Origin of the sequence: Lutibacter citreus (assembly GCF_003260195.1) — a bacterium.
Taxonomy (GTDB): Bacteria; Bacteroidota; Bacteroidia; order Flavobacteriales; family Flavobacteriaceae; genus Lutibacter; species Lutibacter citreus.
Window position 1 is genome coordinate 545,261 of sequence record NZ_QEIH01000001.1, and the last position, 19,599, is coordinate 564,859.

General features: G+C 28.5%; 15 protein-coding genes and 1 other RNA gene. 7 read left to right on the forward strand and 9 right to left on the reverse strand.

Annotated features, from left to right (window positions below; all coding sequences use genetic code 11):
* Positions 1 to 18 precede the first annotated feature (18 nt).
* The 3 genes from DAD81_RS02140 to ssrA all read right to left on the reverse strand — a co-directional run bounded on the left by DAD81_RS02140 (position 19) and on the right by ssrA (position 1,753).
* Positions 19 to 309 (reverse strand): MerR family transcriptional regulator, encoded by a 291-nt coding sequence (locus DAD81_RS02140; RefSeq protein ID WP_111706579.1) that lies wholly within the window; start codon positions 307 to 309, stop codon positions 19 to 21.
* An 83-nt stretch (positions 310 to 392) separates the two neighbouring features.
* Positions 393 to 1,214: a hypothetical protein gene (locus DAD81_RS02145; RefSeq protein ID WP_111706580.1), complete on the reverse strand. Its 822-nt coding sequence runs from the start codon at positions 1,212 to 1,214 to the stop codon at positions 393 to 395.
* Positions 1,215 to 1,359: 145 nt separating this feature from the next.
* Positions 1,360 to 1,753, reverse strand: a transfer-messenger RNA (tmRNA) gene (gene ssrA / locus DAD81_RS02150).
* 121 nt (positions 1,754 to 1,874) lie between these two features.
* Between ssrA and DAD81_RS02155 the strand changes: the two genes are divergently transcribed.
* Both DAD81_RS02155 and DAD81_RS02160 read left to right on the forward strand, forming a co-directional pair.
* Positions 1,875 to 3,077, forward strand: coding sequence for an NAD(P)-dependent oxidoreductase (locus DAD81_RS02155; protein WP_111706581.1), 1,203 nt, complete (start codon positions 1,875 to 1,877; stop codon positions 3,075 to 3,077).
* Positions 3,067 to 3,288, forward strand: coding sequence for a DUF3820 family protein (locus DAD81_RS02160; protein ID WP_111706582.1), 222 nt, complete (start codon positions 3,067 to 3,069; stop codon positions 3,286 to 3,288). The genes DAD81_RS02155 and DAD81_RS02160 overlap by 11 nt, the downstream gene beginning before the upstream one ends.
* Here DAD81_RS02160 and DAD81_RS21215 read toward each other — a convergent pair.
* The 4 genes from DAD81_RS21215 to DAD81_RS02180 all read right to left on the reverse strand — a co-directional run bounded on the left by DAD81_RS21215 (position 3,262) and on the right by DAD81_RS02180 (position 6,278).
* On the reverse strand, positions 3,262 to 3,639 hold the full coding sequence (locus DAD81_RS21215; protein WP_111706583.1) for a DUF2809 domain-containing protein: 378 nt from the start codon (positions 3,637 to 3,639) through the stop codon (positions 3,262 to 3,264). The two genes, DAD81_RS02160 and DAD81_RS21215, sit on opposite strands and share 27 nt — an antisense overlap.
* A 216-nt stretch (positions 3,640 to 3,855) precedes the next feature.
* Positions 3,856 to 5,217, reverse strand: coding sequence for a cell envelope integrity protein CreD (gene creD, locus DAD81_RS02170; RefSeq protein WP_111706584.1), 1,362 nt, complete (start codon positions 5,215 to 5,217; stop codon positions 3,856 to 3,858).
* 53 nt (positions 5,218 to 5,270) lie between these two features.
* On the reverse strand, positions 5,271 to 5,567 hold the full coding sequence (locus tag DAD81_RS02175) for a winged helix-turn-helix domain-containing protein (protein ID WP_111706585.1): 297 nt from the start codon (positions 5,565 to 5,567) through the stop codon (positions 5,271 to 5,273).
* A gap of 93 nt (positions 5,568 to 5,660) precedes the next feature.
* Positions 5,661 to 6,278, reverse strand: coding sequence for a hypothetical protein (locus tag DAD81_RS02180; protein WP_111706586.1), 618 nt, complete (start codon positions 6,276 to 6,278; stop codon positions 5,661 to 5,663).
* A 157-nt stretch (positions 6,279 to 6,435) separates the two neighbouring features.
* On the opposite strand from DAD81_RS02180, the gene DAD81_RS02185 reads away from it, so the two are divergent.
* Both DAD81_RS02185 and DAD81_RS02190 read left to right on the forward strand, forming a co-directional pair.
* On the forward strand, positions 6,436 to 8,988 hold the full coding sequence (locus tag DAD81_RS02185) for an adenosylcobalamin-dependent ribonucleoside-diphosphate reductase (RefSeq protein WP_111706587.1): 2,553 nt from the start codon (positions 6,436 to 6,438) through the stop codon (positions 8,986 to 8,988).
* 76 nt (positions 8,989 to 9,064) lie between these two features.
* Positions 9,065 to 9,442 carry a DUF1801 domain-containing protein gene (locus DAD81_RS02190; RefSeq protein WP_111706588.1) on the forward strand — a complete coding sequence of 126 codons (378 nt, stop codon included), beginning with the start codon at positions 9,065 to 9,067 and terminating at the stop codon, positions 9,440 to 9,442.
* A 94-nt stretch (positions 9,443 to 9,536) separates the two neighbouring features.
* On the opposite strand, the gene kdsA is transcribed toward DAD81_RS02190, so the two are convergent.
* Positions 9,537 to 10,358 (reverse strand): 3-deoxy-8-phosphooctulonate synthase, encoded by an 822-nt coding sequence (kdsA, locus tag DAD81_RS02195; protein ID WP_111706589.1) that lies wholly within the window; start codon positions 10,356 to 10,358, stop codon positions 9,537 to 9,539.
* Positions 10,359 to 10,433: 75 nt separating this feature from the next.
* On the opposite strand from kdsA, the gene DAD81_RS02200 reads away from it, so the two are divergent.
* A complete protein-coding gene (locus tag DAD81_RS02200; protein WP_245949163.1) occupies positions 10,434 to 10,814 on the forward strand; it encodes a TfoX/Sxy family protein in 381 nt (126 codons plus the stop codon).
* A 7-nt stretch (positions 10,815 to 10,821) separates the two neighbouring features.
* Positions 10,822 to 11,283 (forward strand): LEA type 2 family protein, encoded by a 462-nt coding sequence (locus DAD81_RS02205; protein ID WP_111706590.1) that lies wholly within the window; start codon positions 10,822 to 10,824, stop codon positions 11,281 to 11,283.
* 488 nt (positions 11,284 to 11,771) lie between these two features.
* Here DAD81_RS02205 and DAD81_RS02210 read toward each other — a convergent pair whose 3' ends face one another.
* Complete coding sequence (locus tag DAD81_RS02210) at positions 11,772 to 18,053, reverse strand: alpha-2-macroglobulin family protein (protein WP_111706591.1); 6,282 nt, start codon at positions 18,051 to 18,053, stop codon at positions 11,772 to 11,774.
* A 166-nt stretch (positions 18,054 to 18,219) separates the two neighbouring features.
* On the opposite strand from DAD81_RS02210, the gene DAD81_RS02215 reads away from it, so the two are divergent.
* Positions 18,220 to 19,572 (forward strand): UDP-N-acetylmuramate--L-alanine ligase, encoded by a 1,353-nt coding sequence (locus DAD81_RS02215; RefSeq protein ID WP_111706592.1) that lies wholly within the window; start codon positions 18,220 to 18,222, stop codon positions 19,570 to 19,572.
* Positions 19,573 to 19,599 lie beyond the last annotated feature (27 nt).

Here is a 19,599-nt window from a genome sequence, read left to right on the forward strand (position 1 = left end):
TAGTTTTTGATCGAACTATTATGACTTTCTTAGATATTTATATGACTTGGGCTTATTGTCCTCAGTAAATAGGTCGGAATGATGGATTAATTTTCGGTTAATTCCATAAGTTTCTATATGAAGAAAACCAGCTTTGTTATAATTTTTGATAGTTTGTGAATCTACTTTCAAAATTTTACTAGCCTCAGGGACTGTATAGAATTTTAGTGTGTAATCTTCTTTTGGAGCATCTTTAATTGAAAGGGCTATTTCTTTTATCTCATCTAATTGTTTGAAAAGATTCTTAAATGGATCTACGTAATAATTCATATTTTATGGTTTTTAATTTATTTCCACAAATATGAGTAACAAAGTATATGAGAATTAATTCGAATTAATTCTTTTTCCCTTTATTATTTGAATTTTTCTAAAAGAGTAATAATTTCTTTATTTTTCTTTATTGTAGTATCTTGTAAAAGGTGAAGTATGTATTTTTTATATTTTCTATCTCGTAAAAAAATATCTGGGTTGCGATCTTTTTCAATTTTACCATATTCACTTTTTAAAGTTCCAGCATCTATATTTTCTAAAGTGGCTATTCTTTCAAAGAATGATTTTTTTGTTATATGGAAGTCGTTAGATCTTTGTTCCTTGTCATAATAATGAATAATATAATACTTAAGTGCAATAAAAATATTTTTTGTGAATTGTTTTGGGCCTCTAGTCTGATTTTTAATATTTGATTTTAATTCCGTTTTATTAAAAAAGTTAATATTTGAGTAATTATATTGAAAAGTATTGAAATAATTAATAATATAATTTTTGTTTGTCGTTTCCTGAGAAATATTTTTTTTTAATGAAATTTCATTTTCAGAAGGAATATTTTTATCTTCTTGTTTTTTGAACGAATTATTTTTAAGAGGATTAAGTTTTTTAACATCAAACCACAGGCATAAAATTCCAAGGAGTATAATAGTACTTAATCCAATAAAATTAAAATACTCATTATTTAAGTTAAATTCTATAATAGATTTTAATGCAACTAAAGGAGATATTAAAATTATTGCTGTAAATATAAGTTTTAACCTATCAATATTTGGATCCCATATTATTTTTTGATTGAAAAAATAAGGAACAAATTTACTTGCATATCTTTGTGAAACAATCCAGAAATGGATTAAGCTAAAACCGAAACTTACCAGTATAAGTAAAATGTAAATATTGAAGACACTCATCGTTTTATATTAATAATTAGTAATTAAGTATAAAAATAGTAAATTTGTTTGATACAACAATATAAAATAAGTTTGGATAGATTATCAACGCTACCACGAGCTCAAAATAAAAAACCCTTATAGAATAAGGGTTTGTAAGGTGTAATAGTGGAGACGCCGGGAATCGAACCCGGGTCCAAACAAGCAACCAAAGTAGCTTCTACATGCTTAGTTTTCTTTAAATTTTCGATAAAAGGCTGATCGAAAACAATCTACCTAAAACTTAGTTTCTTTAGTTTCAAAATGCTAGCGAAACAATAGCATTTCTATGTTAACTTTTACGATGCCCGTAAATTGATCGCCGCTAACCAAGGCTCTCAGTGGGCATTCAGCTTGCACACCTAGTGTGCCGAGGCTCATCCTACTATAATTCGGATTAAGCAGCTAAAGCGTAGTTATCTTCGCCGTTTAAAAATTTGAAATTGTGATTTACGAGTGCTATTTCATTACTCGACATGCTTCTAGTTTAATTGACCTTGCAGTCAAAACCAGTCGTCCCCAATAAGTCAAAGATCTTAATCTTTTAAAGAATGCAAATGTATAAAAAATCCGTTAGATTAATTATTTGTTTCTTCCTTTAATTCATAATACCTTAGTACAAATTTTATACCAACTTATATAATGAAAATAGGAATCATTAAAGAACGCAAGAATCCACCCGATAGAAGAGTGGTTTTATCTCCAAAAGAATGTAGAAGATTGTTGAAAAAATATCCTAATCTTTCTATTAAAGTAGAAAGGTCTGAAGATCGTTTTTTCACCAATGAAGATTATAAAATTGAAGGGATTGAAGTTGTTAATGATGTAAGTGATTGCGATGTTTTATTGGGAGTAAAAGAGGTGCCTATTAAATACTTAATTCCAAACAAAAAATACTTTTTCTTTTCACATACTATTAAAAAACAAAGTTATAACAGAGGGTTATTGCAAGCTATTTTAGCTAATAATATTGAATTGTATGATCACGAAGTAATAGTAAATGAGAAAGGACAAAGGTTGGTGGCTTTTGGTAGATATGCTGGTATTGTTGGTGCTTATAACGGTTTTAGAACCTACGGATTAAAATTTAATTTGTTTAAATTACCTAAAGCAGAAGATTTACACGATCAATTAATGCTTATTCACGAATTGCAAAAAATTAAACTACCGGCAATAAAAGTGCTTTTAACAGGAAAGGGCAGAGTAGGAAATGGAGCAAAAGAAATGCTGAAAGGTATGGGGATGAAAAAGGTGACAGTACATGACTTTTTAACAAAAACTTTTGACGAAGCTGTTTATGTGCAAATAGATGTTTTAGATTATAATAAAAGAAAAGATGGACAGGTTAAAAATCAACAAGATTTTTTTAACAACCCAACCGAATATTTAAGTGATTTTATGAGGTTTGCCAAAGTGGCAGATTTATATATAGCTTGTCATTTTTATGGAGATGGAGCACCGTACCTTTTTACAAGGGAAGATGCAAAATCAGAAGATTTTCATATAAAAGCTATTGCAGATATTAGTTGTGATATTGATGGTCCAGTAGCTTCAACAATTAGGTCGTCAACCATTGCAGAACCAATGTATGGTTACAATCCTATAAAGGAAAAAGAAGTAGATTTTAAAAATAAAAAGGCAATTGCAGTAATGGCTGTAGATAATTTACCTTGTGAGTTACCAAAAGATGCTTCAGAAGGTTTTGGAGAAAGTTTTTCAAAAAATGTAATTCCCGCTTTTTTTAATAATGATGAAAATGGGGTTCTTTTTAGAGCTAGAATGACTCAGGATGAGAAATTAACTGAACGTTTTAACTATCTACAGGATTTTATTGATGGAGAATAACCAACAACACGAATTGGAAAAATTGGCAAATACCAAAATGCCATATGGAAAGTATAAAGGTACCTTTTTAATAGAATTACCAGAGCATTATATTGTATGGTATAACAACAAAGGTTTTCCAAAAGGGAAGTTAGGAGACATGCTTAGGCTGGTTTATGAAATTCAATTAAATGGCTTAGAAGATTTAGTGAGAAAACTGAGAACTGTTTAATTTTTCAATAATTAAAACAGTTAAAATTCCTAAGCAATAAGCAACTAAGTCTATTACACTAAAGGATGTACCTAAAATTATTTTAATAATATTATTTTGAATATTTAAGATACTTATTATATTAATAAGTTGTAGTATTTCAATAAAGAAGGATATTATTAGTACAATTAATGCTGTATAAATTGGTTTTAGCTTTAAAAAACTTCTAAAAAAATAAAAGAGCATAATTACACACAGATAATCCCCAAAAACATGTCTAATAAAATGCTGTTTAATATACAGTGCAATTATTACTTCAATAATTAAGAGTAAAATAAAAACAATAAAGTTTTTAGGGATGAATTTTAACATTTGTAGTTTATAAAGTTTTAAAGCCTATATGAGTTTTTTGTTAAATAACTAATGGAAATACAGTTGTTTACGGAATTATTTAAAACCGTCATTGCGAGTAACTTTTGCGACGAAGCAATCTCTTGAACAGAATCTAAAAATTATTTGTAGTTCTAAATTAACAGATTACTTCATTACTCTGCGTTTCATTCGCAATGACGTTTAATTACTTCGCTTTTAATTCCAATCTATTTTTCTTGAAGCGTACATTACAATAGATAAAATTGTAAACAAACCAATACTTCCAACAAGTAAAGCGTAATTTTCTAGTTGAATAATTACATAAATAAATGTGTAAAGAGCAGTTAGTGAAATAGCTATAAATAATGGGAATTTAAATGTTTTTAGTATAGACTTAGAATAAAGGGTAATAAGTGCAATAACTGAAATGCTGGCAATTAAATAAGCATTAAAAAAATTACTGTGTTCAGAAATTGATATTAATAAGGTGTAAAACATTGTTAATGCTAGCCCAATCATTAAATATTGAAACGGGTGAATTGGAATATTACTAATACTTTGTATTAAGAAAAATATTAAGAAAGTTAAAGCTATTACCAAAAATCCATATTTAGCTGAACGTTCACTTTTTTGATATTCGTCTACTGGAATCATAAAATTAACTCCAAAAGCGTATTGAGTTAAATTAGGAAGTAATTGAAAATACTCTTGAGAAAAGGGTCTATTAATATGTAATACTTTCCATTTTGCATCAAACCCATTTTCTGAAATTTTATCTGAATTTAAAGGTAAAAAACTACCAATAAAGTTTGCGGTTTTCCAGTTTGATTTTACATTTAAATTAGTTTCTTTACCAATGGGAATTATTGTTAATTGCTTACTTCCGCTAACAGTTAAACTAATTGAAAATGGAGTGTTTTTATTATTTGTAAATTCTTCTATTTTAAGATATGAAGTTTCAAGTTTATGAAATGATTTGTTTTTGTAATTACCATTTTTTTGCGCTTCATATTTAGGTACAAAAGAATAGTTGTTTTTATTTAACAGTATTTCTACTTGATTGTTTATTCCTTTTAAGTTTGATGTTTTTATAATTACCGTCGATTTATTCCATAGTATATCTTTGTCTGTTGCTTCAATTGAACTGAAATCGGGTTTTTTAAATTCACCGTTTAACAGCAAATCACTTTTATAAACGGATGTTTTGTAAATGCCCCTTTTTTTAATTTTAGGATTTATTTGACTTGTAATATTTAAATCATTTGGAAAAAAATAGGCGTAATTAATATGTTCTAAAGTTTCTTTAGTCACTTTCTGGGTATCTCCATTGGTTATTAATTTTTCGGTGTATGTTTTATAGGGAACTTTTAATATTGGACCATAGATAAGTACTTCGCTACCCCATTTTTTGTTTATTTCATTAACAACTTCTTCTTGTCTGTTAGAGCGTTCAGTAATTAAACTTTTAATATAGGAGAGAGGAATTAATAAGATAAGGATTAATAATCCTACCATTAGCATTCTAGCTGAGATTGATGTTTTAATCCAGTTTCCAAATTTGTTTTGTGGTTTATTCATTTTATTGTAAATTAAAAGTACTTTGAAAAACAAAGTAAATAGTTAAAAAAATATTATTTGTTATGTATTAATTTTTCTAATGCGGCAATGTGCTTTTTAAATTCTAGTGTTCCGAGTTTAGATATGCTGTATCTAGTATTTGGTTTTTTACCAATAAATTGTTTTTCAATTTTTATAAAATCCACTTTTTCTAGTGCTTTTATATGGCTGGCTAGGTTTCCGTCTGTTACTCCTAAAATTTCTTTTAATGAATTAAAATCTAGATATTCGTTTACCATAAGAGCGGCCATTATTCCAAGTCTTATTTTATTGTCAAATGCTTTGTTAATATTTTTAAGAATATCTTTCATGTGTCTAATTTTTTACTTTAATAAGTGACACTTGGTGTTTGTTATTAATTATTCTCTTGTATATAAAAATTGGCCATGTTAATTTCATAAAATTTATTTATCATATTTTGTATACATCATAACTCCATATAATATATGAAAAATTCCAAAACCTAATGCCCAAAAATAAATTCCAAAACCAATAAATTGAGTTGCAACTAATCCAATGAGAATATTTACAATTCCTAAATAATGTATATTTCCTAAGGTAAACTTACTAGCATTTACACAAGCTAACCCATAAAACACTAAAGTAAAAGGAGCAATTAAACCTATGAGGTTGTATTGATACATTACAATACATAATAATCCTCCTGTAATAAGCGGAATTAAAAAGCTTTTTAACAATCTTTTAGAAGATGTATTCCATATTTTTTCATTGTTTGCTTTTGCTTTCTTTTTTGTAAGAAAAAAAGCTGTAGTAACGGATAGTATTAAAACTAATAAGGCTACGGCTAATAAAATTAGTTCAAAAAATGAGATTGGTAAGAAAGCAATAGTTCCTTCGCCAGACTGATACGAATTAATTAAGTATTTACCAAAAAAAGCACCTACTAAAGCATACACTCCAGCTAAAATTCCAGAGAGTCCACTAAGGGAAACAAACCTTGTAGATTTATTCATTATAGATTTAATTTCTGTAAGGTCTTGTAAATAATCTTTTTCACTCATGATAAAAGTACTTTGAAATGCAAAGTAAGTCTATATTTTCTATTAAAACAACTTTTCAACATAAAAATGTTAATTACTAATTTCTTGTCAAGGAGGTTTAGAATTAAATATTATCTAATTTTATTTTTTCAAAAATTGATTCAAATTATTTAATCTCATGATGACAGAAGAATTAGTATTTCCTAAAATTTACGAATATAAAGACGTGTTAGAGAGTTGTTTAGCTTACTTTAACGGGGACGAACTTGCAGCTACTACTTGGATGAACAAGTATGCTGTTAAAAATAAAAAAGGAGAATACTTAGAGTGTGTGCCTGATCAAATGCATAAAAGAATGGCAGTTGAATTTGGTAGGATGGAAAAAAAGTATGCAAACAAAGAAAAGAGCACTGAAGGTTTATCTGAATATGGTAAAACACGTGATTTTTTATCTGAAGATGGCATTTATGAGTTATTTAAAGACTTTAAATACATCATTCCTCAAGGGAGTGTTATGTCGTCTTTAGGAAATGAAAATGTGATTGCTTCACTATCAAATTGTGTGGTAATTCCACCAGTATTGGATTCTTATGGAGGGATTTTTCATACAGACCAACAATTAGCACAGTTATTTAAACGTAGATGTGGAGTTGGAGTTGATTTATCTCATTTAAGACCAAGAGGAGCTCAGGTTTCTAATTCTGCAGGAACTACAACGGGAGCTGTTTCATTTATGGATCGCTTTTCAAATACAACAAGAGAAGTTGCACAAAACGGTAGAAGAGGAGCATTAATGCTTACAATGGATATTGCGCATCCAGATATAGAAGAGTTTATTACTGTAAAACAAGATTTAACAAAAATTACAGGTGCAAATATTTCATTAAGATTATCGGATGAATTTATGCAAGCGGTTGTTAATGATGATGATTATACATTGCGTTGGCCAATTGAAAGTAAAACACCAACGTATACTAAAACTGTTAAAGCAAAAAAATTATGGGATTCAATAATAAAATGTGCTCATAACACTGCTGAACCTGGTTTAATATTTTGGGATCGTCAACATTATTATTCAACATCTTCAGTATATCCTGGATTTAAAAATAGCTCAACAAATCCTTGTTCAGAAATTGCAATGCAAGGTGGTGATAGTTGTCGTTTAATAGCTGTAAACCTATATAGTTTTGTAGACAATCCTTTTACAGATAAAGCATCTTTTGATTATAAAAAATTCTATAAAGTTGTATATGAATCTCAACGTTTAATGGATGATTTAGTTGATTTAGAGCTAGAGGCCGTTGATAAGATTTTTAACAAAATAATGCATGATAAAGAACCTAATGATATTAAACAAGTTGAAATTGATACTTGGAAATTATTATATAAAACAGGTAAGAAAGGAAGAAGAACAGGATTAGGATTTACTGCTTTAGCTGATGCAATGGCTGCCTTAGGTAAAAAGTTTGATACTGATGAAGCAATTGAGGTTGTTGATGAAATTATGAAAACTAAACTTAGAGGTGAGTTTGATAGTAGTATTGATATGGCAATAACTCGTGGAAAATTCGAGGTGTTTAATACTGATATTGAAAAGTATTCTGAGTTTGTCCAAATGATGGAAAAAGATTTTCCAGATGTATATGACAGAATGATGACTTATGGAAGACGAAATATTTCAATTAGTACGGTTGCACCAACAGGAAGTTTAAGTATGTTGGCTCAAACTTCTTCAGGAATTGAACCTGTTTTCTTATTATCATATAAAAGAAGAAGAAAGGTAAATGACGGAGATGAAAATGCTAAGGTTGCTTATGTAGATGATATGGGAGATGCATTTGAGGAATTTGATGTTTATCACGGAAAACTAAAAACTTGGATGGAAATTACTGGTGAAACAGATATTGAAAAAAGTCCATATAAAGGAGCTACAGCACCTGAAATTGATTGGAGAAAGCGTGTGGAAATGCAAGCATTGGTTCAAAAATATACAACGCATTCTATTAGCTCAACAATTAATTTAGCTAAAGATGTTGAAGTTGAAAAAGTAGGTGATATTTATATTGAATCGTGGAAACAAGGATTGAAAGGAATTACAGTTTATAGAGATGGTTCTAGAAGTGGTATTCTTGTTGCAAATGATGATAAAAAAGAAAAGAAAAAAGGAGATTGTTTTGCTGAAACTATTTTCCCTAAAAGACCAAAAACAATTGAAGCAAAAGTAGTTCGTTTTCAAAACGACTATGATAAATGGGTAGCAGTTGTTGGTTTAATAGATAAACGTCCTTATGAAATTTTTACAGGTAAGTTAGAAGATGCATTTTTATTACCTAGTTGGTTAGAAGGTGGTTGGGTAATTAAAAATAAAGATGATGAAGGTAAAACTAGATACGATTTCCAATTTGCAGACAAACAAGGTTACAAAGTAACTTTAGAAGGTTTATCTAGAACTTTTGATAAAGAATACTGGAATTATGCTAAGTTAATTTCAGGAGTGTTACGTCACGGAATGCCAATTCCTTATGTTGTTGATTTGGTTAACAACCTAAATATGTACGATACTAATATTAATACTTGGAAAAATGGTATTGCGCGTACTTTAAAACAATTTGTTATAGATGGTACAGAAGCTGTTGATAAAAAATGTCCTGAATGTGGAGATCCGGAAGGGTTAATTTATGAAGAAGGATGTTTAAAATGTAAAAGTTGTGGACACTCTAAATGTGGATAGAATATTTAAATAGTTATTTTTAGAATATTAATTATTAAAACACCATTAAGATTTTATATCTTGTTGGTGTTTTTTTATGAAGCCAATAGACGAATATTTATATAGCCAAAAGGAACCTTACCAATCAATAATGCTTTATATAAGAAGTATTATTAATAGAACACTACCCCAAGTTGAGGAAAAGTTTAGTTATAGAATTCCATTTTTCAATATTAATAAAAAGCCAATGTTGTATTTAAATGTTTTAAAAGGGACCAGTTTTGTTGATATTGCTTTTGTGCAAGGAATTATATTAGAAGAAAAATATCCTCAGCTTAAAAATTATAATAAAAGAAAGCAGGTTCGCTCACTTCAAGTAAAATCAATTGAAGATTTTGATGAACAAATGTTTATTCAATTATTAAAAGATGCAGCCCTTTCAATTGAAAATAGTAAAAGAGCTTGGTTTATATAATATATGTACCGTAACCCTGAATTTATTTCAGGGTCGCATTAAGTTTAGTTTTATAGGATGAGATGCTAAAACGAGTTTAGCATAACTAAAATGGTTATTTAAATTTATTAATTGTTTTTCTAATAGCAACTAAATTACTTAATAAACCTTCTAAATATTGTAAATCAAGCATATTTGCGCCATCACTTTTTGCGTTTTTAGGATCAAAATGAGTTTCTAAAAATAAACCGTCCACACCAACTGCAACACCAGCTCTTGCAATTGTTTCAATCATATCTGGTCTTCCACCAGTAACCCCACTAGTTTGATTTGGTTGTTGTAAAGAATGGGTAATATCTAAAATTGTAGGTGCATATTTTTGCATTTCAGGAATTCCTCTAAAATCAACAATCATATCTTGGTAACCAAACATAGTTCCTCTGTCAGTAATCCAAGCTTTATCGTTTCCAGAATCTTTAACTTTTTGTACAGCATGTTTCATTGCATCTGGACTCATAAATTGTCCTTTTTTCAAATTCACCACTTTTCCTGTTTTTGCAGCAGCTACTACTAAATCTGTTTGACGAACTAAAAAAGCTGGAATTTGTAAAACATCTACGTATTCAGCCGCCAATGCAGCATCTTCATTTGTATGAATATCGGTAACCGTTGGAACATTAAAAGTCTCAGAAACTTTCCTCAATATTTTAAGCGCTTTTTCATCTCCAATTCCTGTAAAACTATCAATTCTACTTCTGTTTGCTTTTTTAAAACTTCCTTTAAAAATAAAAGGAATTTCTAACTTGTCTGTCACTTTTAAAATGTGTTCTGCAATACGTAAAGCCATTTCTTCACCTTCAATAGCACAAGGTCCAGCTAATAAAAAAAAGTTATTACTATTTGTATGTTTTATCTTCGGAATCAGATTTAAATCCATTTTTTTATATTTTTAGGCAAAGGTAACTTATTGAGTTGAATTTTTAAACAAACAATTATGGCTTATAATTAACATTTGGCAGATAGAATAAATAGAATTCTAAATGATAAAAAAGTGAATTTTTTCGAAAAGAAAATGTTTGGAGGCTTGTGTTTTATGGTTGAAAATAAAATGTGTGTTGGTATTATTAAGGATGAATTAATGGCAAGAATTGGAACAGAAAATTATAAAGAAGCACTTTTAAAGGAAGGATGTAGCGAAATGACCTTTACAGGCAGACCAATGAAAGGTTATGTTTACTTAAATGCAGATGCATTAGATTTGGATAACGATTTAGAGTATTGGTTGCAATTAGCTTTAAATTTTAATCCATTGGCAAAAGCAAGTAAAAAAAAGATCAAATTCAAAATCGAAAAAATAAATAATTCATATTTTTACTCAAAATTTTATTTATAAAAAGAAGATGTTAAAAAAAATATTAGGGTTATTATTTGCGTTTGCATTTGTTATTATTAGTTGTACCGTGAAAGAACCACCTGAATTTATAGGGGTTAAAAACATAAAAGTTTTGGAATCCACGAAAACTTATATAACAATAAAAGGAGATGCCTTGTTTAGGAATCTAAATGATATTGGAGGTAATTTAAAAGCAGATGGAATCAAAGTCTTTGTTAACGGAAATGAAATGGCAACAGTAACTTCAGATAGTTTTGATGTGCCTGCAAAAGAAGAATTTACCATTCCTTTAAAAGTTAATATTCCAACAGATAGTATTTTTTCAAACAAAAATATTGGAGGTTTAATAGGGAGTCTTTTTAGTAAAAAGATAGAGGTGAATTATAAAGGAAAAATTTTATATAAAGTTTTTGGGTTTTCTCATTCATATGATGTAAATGAAACAGAAAAAATTAAAATAAAATTGTAATATTTGGGTTTTGAATTGTTTTATTTTTCTAAAATTACTCTTCTTTTATTTAAATAAGTAGTGGTTTTTATGGCTGTTTTAGAAATTATAGCCCAAAATAGTAGCAGTAGTGTTTTTTTTATATTGGTGTTAATGTTTTGATTTATATGTAGTAGGGTTTGTAATTGCTGGTATGTAAACGTTTTCGTAGATAAGTATATATTAATTTTAAAGGGAGTTTAAGTTACAGTACTTTTGCCGGCTACTAAAATTAAAAATATCAAATTATGAAAGTTACTAAAATACTAAAAAATCAAGAAGTAAAGAAAAGGACAACTGTTGTAGGTTTAAGAAATACAAAAAGTTCAACTTGGAATACTAAAAGAAGATTTGGGTTATAAATATACATCTAAATAGATAAAAAAAAGCGATAGGTAAACTTATCGCTTTTTTATTTTCTTATTAAGACTTTTGTGCTTGTTTAAAGTGTTAAATAAATCTGATTTATTTTATTTGTTTACTTTTAATCTAATTCCTTTGCTGTGGCTGCTAAATTCAGGAGCATACATACTTTGTATAGTTGTAATTCCATTACTGAAATTTCCAGCATTGTTTACACGTAAATCGTATTCAAAAACATATACGCCTTTTGGTAAACGTTCCATAAAAAAGTTTGTTGAAGCATCTTTAGTGCTTTCATAATAACCTAAACCATCTTGCCATTTATAACTAGATAAAACATTTATAGGTTCTAAACCACTAGCTCTCATATCTTTCATATGTACAAATTCCATTTCTCTGTCAGCTTTTAATTCAACTCTAACAGTAATTAAATCCCCAACTTTTAAGTTTGAAGTTTCTGTAATTTCAGTTAATTCTTTGCCTGTATCAGTATTCGATTTTAAGAATAATTTTTTCGACAATTTTAACGGTGTTTCCGCAGAAGTAATTTTATCTAAATCTTCAAAATATTGCCAATACAATCCACCCCAAGCAATACCTTCATCTTTTTTAGAAATAGTTACTTGTCCCATTTCTGGAGTAATTTCATTTCCATTCCAAGAAGTTTTATAATAACCTGTTCCTGCTTCAACTTTTACGTTTTCTAGTTTTGAAGGTTCTATTTTTTTGTTTCCAACAGTAACATCAACGGTTTCATTTACAGAAAGCCAATCGCTTCCTTGTAATAATAAAGCATAAACAGCTTCGGTAGTTGCTTTGGTAGTTTTCCATTGTGAAGTTTGCTTATTTTTTAATAACCAAATTTTCAGCTCGTCAACAGTGGCAATGTCATTTTCAATTTCAGAAAATACTTCAATTAATAGTGCTTGTGTTTCAATTGGAGCTTTGTACCAATACCAACTTGCAGTGTTTTCTTTCCAATACATTCCTAATTCTTCAGAAGAAATGCTATTTTCTTTTAAAGATTTTAATATTGCAGAAGCAGTTTTATTATTATCCTTTCTATGTTGAATTAAAGCAATTAATCCTTTTGAATACAAGTTGTAATCTGTCCAATAAGTTGCAGATTGTTTTGTGTAATAATCAATAGCTTCTTTAACTTTTTCTGAAATTTTTAAGTCTTTATAAAAACTTCTCATATACAAATAATGCAATTGTGTATTTCCTAAATGGTTTTTAGCTAAAAATTCTTTTTCCGCTTTAATTCCTTTAGAGGTTGTTTTTGCTTTATCTCTAATTTTTTTACCTTCCTTTAAAAGTTTATTATAGTCGTCTAAAATTTCATCATCTAAAAACTGAACAGCTTTTGAAATCATTTTTTCAGTTTCTTTATTTTCGGTAACATTTAAGTGTTTTAAATGTCCGTAGCTAGATGCAATGTGTTGCGTAATATATCGGTTAGGATATTTACTTCCTTTAAACCAAGGGAAACCACCGTTTGAAAACTGTAATTCTTTCAATTTATTTAAAGCAATTTCTTGCTCGTTTTTCATTTTATTTAAATCGAATAATAAGCCAATTCTTTTCTTTTGTTCGGTTTCACTTTGTGCATCGCGTAGCCAAGGAGTTTCCTGAATAATTATAGATTTTAATTCCTCATTCTTTTCTAAATTAGAAACCAAAGCATCGCTTGTTTTCCATAAATTAAATACTTCTTGAATTCGTGGATTTGAATTTGCAATATGACTTGCCAAAGTATTTGCATAATAACGAGAGAATGTCTGTTCAGCACATTCATACGGATATTCCATTAAATACGGTAAACTTTGAATTGCATACCAAGCCGGATTGGAAGTAATCTCTAACGTTAATTTATGATTCTTTAATGTTGTTGATTTATTATTTTTTAATTTATCTAATGAAAATGTTTTGGTCTGATTGCTACGCACCCACATTGGTAACGTTTCTGTAACTAACATTCTGTTAGATAAAACAGGTAGCACATTTTGTTCTCCGTCGGAAAATTCACCAGCTTTTGCCACAATTTTATATTGAATTGCTTGCACATTTTCTGGAATAGTTAACGTCCAATTTACGTTGGTGTTTCCTTTAGCGTCAACTATAAAATTTTGAGTTGTTGCGTTTTTATCAATTAAATTGTTGATTTCTTTTCCTGAAATAGCATCGGTTAACACTAATTGAGCAATCCCATTTAAAGTTTTAGCTGATAGATTAGAAATTTTACTTGAAAACTGTAAAACATCGCCTTCACGTAAAAAACGAGGAGGGTTAGGTAATACCATCAACTCTTTTTGAGTTACTGTTGTTAATGTTTTTGTTGCAGTTGCTAAATCTTTAGTGTGTGCTAATAATTGTAATTTCCAACGTGTTAACGCTTCTGGCATTGTAAAACTAAAACTTACATTTCCTTTTTCATCTGTTTTTAAATGAGGGAAAAAGAAGGCAGTTTCATTAAAGTTTTTACGAGCTTTAACTTTAGATAATTCTTTTTCTAATTTTTCTTGGCCACTTTTTGTAGTGATTATAATAACTCCATTAGCGGCACGAGAACCATAAATTGAAGTTGTAGCAGCATCTTTTAATACTTCAAAAGATGTAACATTATTCATGTCTAAAGATTCTAAAACGTTAGCATCAACAATAACTCCATCAACAACCACTAATGGGCTAGAATTACCCTTAATAGATCCCGTACCTCTAATCATTATTTTTTCGTTCATATCGGCTGCTGTAGACTCTATTATTGATTCTTCAACCTCCATTTCATCTTCTACAACCATTACAGTTTTGTTCATTTTCATTTCAATTCCTGAAACTCTTCCACTTAAAGAACGCATCATTCTAATATTCCCAAAGTGTAATCCATACCAATTTAAAGCATCAAATTGTTGAGTGTTATTTTGATAATTATTTCTTGGTAAATTATAGACTCTAAAGTTTGTGTTACCATAAGAATTACGACTATTCCAATTATTATATGAGTGATAAGAAGTATGCTGAATTGGATCAAAATTCCAACTATGCGATTTAAATTCATCTAAAGAAGCATCGTACATACTTGCTAAAATTTCAGCAGTAACTTTGTCAGTGTTTTTACCTTTTATTTTAAAACTCCAAGTTTCATCTTGTCCTGGTTGTAGTTTATCTCTAAAAGTTCGTGTTTCAATTTCTAAATTATTTATGGAATTTGGTACAGGAATTTGAATGGTTCCACTTTTAAATTCATTATAATTTGAAAAACAATATTTAATTACAAAACCACCTAAATCATTTTCAGTAACAGGAATTTTAACGAATTTAACTTCATCGTTTAAATTTATAATTTGCTGACTTACAATTTTATGGTTTTTTTCAATAGCAATAGTTACTGCCATATTATTTGAAGCTGAACCTATTTTTAAAATGGCTGTTTCATTAGGTTTGTAAGTGAATTTAGTTGTTGAAATTTCAAATAATTGCTTGTCGGCTATTTGTGGTTTTTTTGAATTGAAAACTCTAAAACGTTGTTTATCTTCAACTAATTGATTGTAGTTATCTTTTGCCTCAACTTCAATAGTATAGTTGCCAGTTTTCCAATTGTTAATTTTTTTTAGAGTAATTTCTTTACTTTCTTCAGTGTTAAAATTAGTTTCAAATACTTGTTCTCCTTTTTTCCAATTATTAATATTATTTTCATCATTGGTATAAGGTTCGTGAGGAAATAATTGCTGATATGTTTTTTTAGAAATTTCTTGATAATCAGGAACATTCCAAGGTCTGTTTCGTAAAACGTTTTGAGGAGCTTGTAATTTATAAATTTTTAAAACTCCTTTAGTTGCAGAAAATTCACCATTTAAATTAGTGGTTTCTAAATTAATTTTATGATTTTTCTCTACATTATCTATCTTATCGTTAATTGTTGCAGTAATTGTTAGTGTGTGGTAACCAACTTTAACATTGGTAGTTGCACTTCTGGTTTCTCCATTAATATCGGTTACATCAGCTTCAATTTCATAAGTAAATACAGGCTTATTTTCTTTATCTGAACTCTTATCAGGAATGGCTTTAAAGGTAATTTCAAAGTTTCCTTCATTATCAGTTATTGTTTCTCCGTGCGTAATTTCCATAGCTTCCACAGCATTAAACGAAGGTCTGTACCAATAAAACCAACGCGGATATACTACTTTTCTATGAACTCTATAGGTTACTTTTCCGTTAGTAATGTTACTTCCAGCAAAAGCAATGGCATTTCCTTTTACAGTTACTGAATCATTTACTTTAAAAGTATCGGTTATAGGTTTAAATTCTGTTTCAAATTTTGGTCGTTTATATTCTTCAACTGAAAAATAGGTTGTGTTATTAAAATTTTCTTTTGTATTTAATTTTAAATAGTATTGTCCTAATAGGCCATTATTTGGTAGTATAAATTTTCCGCTAACCGAACCAAACTCATTAGTTTTTAAATCAATTTGTTTAACTTTTTCATTATTTACATTATATAAAGCGGCTGTAACATTTTTATTGCTAAATGGTATTGATTTATCTCCCGTTTTTTCAATAAAAATAGACTTAAAATGAACTGTTTGTCCAGGTCTATAGATACTTCTATCCGTAAAAATAAAAGGTTTAACTGTCGTATATTCTTTTTCATTGTTGTTATTTGGCTTTCTATTTTCATTTAAGTAATAATCTCCAAATGAGGCTTTTTCTGTTTCAGTTTCAACAGAAATAACAACGCTTCTATGATAACTATTTGTTGTGAAACTAAATTTGCCATATTTGTTAGTTGTAAAATTTCGTGAAATGGCTTTGTTGTATCTGCCAATATTATAATTTTTCACAGTTATTTTAGCATTGATATAAGGCTTTCCTGTATTTCTGTTTATTACTTGATATGTGTTTTGTTCGTTATTACTTTTTTGAATTAAAGAAATATCAGTTACTTGAATTGTTGCAGTTGCAAACATTCCGTTTTTTGTAACTTCCTTTTCAGGAGAGCAAATAATAAGAAATTTACCATTTTTAATTGGTGGAATAATAATTTCAGTACTATGTAATTGATAATCTTTTTCGTTTTTTAAAGTATTTTGAACAGTTTCAACTAACGTTAATTTCTTAATGAAATCAATTTTACTAGAATCATTATTAATTTTATTAAATGCTCTAATTTCATTATCAGATAAACTGTAAATAGAAGTGTTTAGGTTATTTAAATTTTTATATGAGACTAAAAATTTACTATGTAAATTGGATGGGATATTTTTTTCTGCCGTAATTGTTAAGGTTGGCTTTAAAATGTTTTCTTTTAGGTTATTACATTTTTTTGAACCTAAACTTTCAGGAAATATTTCAATGGTTTTTTTACAGATTTCTAATGCTTCAGTAATTTTAAATTGAGAATTTTCATTAGAATTTTGTTTATATTTTAAACCCTCATTCCTGTAGATTGTAGCAATTTCAAAATCTATTAAGGTAGAAGATTCATGTTTTTTATTTTCATTTTTTAATGATTCTAGTTTTGCTAAATAAATACTGTCTGTTCCTTCAAAATGAGCATTTTGTTTTATAAATTTTAAACGCTCTAATTCTGTGTTAACAAATGCATATAAATTGTTGGTTTTTGAATGAAAAGCAGTTAAATCATTATATATTTCAAGAGCATTATATTGTAAAGAAAAGTATTTTGGTTTTTCAATTAAATTGTTGTCAATATTGTTAAAATGTATTGCTGATATTTCAAATTTTTCAGCAGGTTTTGCGATAGAATTTTCAGTTGTTTTATAAAAGTCTAAAGCGTTATTTGCAATAAAATCAAATAATGTTGGTCTGTATTTTTTAGAATCTTTTTGTAAATGTAAAATTTCATTATATACTTCAAGTTTTGTTTGTTGAAGTATAATTCCGTTTTTTAAAGAGTTTTGAAAATGAAAATGAATTTCAGAGAAAATAGTTTCTAAATCCCAGGTACTAAAATCGGATTCATCAACTTTTTCGTTTGTTTTTGTTCGTTTGTAAAATTTCCATCTATTTTGTTGAAAATATTGCCAGTACAAGTTTGCTAATACACTTTCTAAAACATTTGTGGTTGGTGTTTTAGAATCTTCAATTTCAGTTTTAAACTGCTTAATAACCTTTAGTTGCGCATTTTCTTCTAAAGTTAAAGCAAATTTAGACTTATAAATTAAAGCTTTAGTAATTTGCGGTGAGTTCTCTTCTTTTTTAGCTTTATTGTAAATAGTTTCAACCACTTTTAAAGCCGATTTTGGTAAAGATTTCAATTCAAATTGTTGAACTTCTTTCCACAAACTACTGTAATTATCAAATTGTTGAGCTTTTGAAATGTGTGAAAATAAAAATATTGTCATTATAGTTAAGGCAATTTTTTTCATAATTATATCATTTATAATCTAAAGATACTTTGTTTAAGTATCAACCAAACGTTTAATTGAGTAAACAACACGTTATAATGAGTTAATGTAACTTTTTAATTAGTGTTTCTAAATTTATAAAAATTTTGAAAGCTATTTTGTACATTTACGCAACAAAAATTTTAGTATGAATATACATTTTATTGCTATTGGAGGAAGCGCTATGCACAACCTTGCTATTGCTTTACAACAAAAAGGATACCAAATTACGGGAAGTGATGACACTATTTTTGAACCATCAAAGTCTCGTTTGAATAAACGTGGCTTATTACCAGAAGAATTTGGTTGGTTTCCAGAAAAAATAACTTCAAAAATTGATGCGGTTATTTTAGGAATGCACGCAAAAGGTGACAATCCCGAGTTGTTAAAAGCAAAAGAATTAGACTTAAAAATATATTCTTATCCTGAGTTTTTGTACGAGCAAAGTAAAGATAAAACACGTGTTGTTATAGGTGGTTCTCACGGAAAAACTACCATAACCTCAATGATTTTACATGTTATGAATTATCATGATGTTGAGGTTGATTATATGGTTGGTGCTCAATTAGACGGTTTTGAAACTATGGTTCATTTAACGGATGAAAATGAATTTATGGTATTGGAGGGTGATGAATATTTAAGTTCACCAATAGATTTACGTCCAAAATTTCATTTATACAAACCAAATATTGCGTTGATTAGTGGAATTGCTTGGGATCATATTAATGTATTTCCAACTTTTGAAAATTATGTAGAGCAATTTTCAATTTTCACAGATTCATTAACCAACGGTGGAATTATGGTTTATAATGAAGAAGATGAAGAGGTTAAAAAAGTGGTGGAATCTTCTGAAAATCCGATTAAAAAGTATGCATATTCAACTCCAAAATATACCATTGTAAATGGAACAACTTTTATTGAAACTCCTGATGGTGAAATGCCTTTAGAAATATTTGGAGAACATAATCTACAAAATATGGCTGGTGCAAAATGGATTTGCCAACATATGGGAATAAATGAAGAGCAATTTTATGAAGCCATTGCAACTTTTAAAGGAGCCAGTAAGCGTTTAGAGAAAATTGCCGAAAGTGAATCTACAGTAGTTTTTAAAGATTTTGCGCATTCGCCAAGTAAAGTTGAAGCAACAACGAATGCGGTTAAAAATCAGTATGCTGATAGAACTGTATTGGCTTGTTTGGAGTTACATACCTATAGTAGTTTAAATGCTGATTTTTTAAAAGAATATGAAGGTGCTTTGGATAGTGCAGATGTTGCTGTAGTATTTTATTCTCCTCACGCAGTTGAAATTAAAAAACTAGAAAAAGTTACTAAACAGCAAATTAAGGACGCTTTTAATAGAGAAGATTTAATCATTTTTACAAACCCTGAAGAATTTAGAGCGTATCTATTTAATCAAAATTTTGATAATTCTGCGCTGTTATTGATGAGCTCAGGAAATTATGGAGGTTTGGATTTTGAGAAAGTGAACGAATTAATTTAATGTTTTTTTTTAAATAAAAGAATAAAG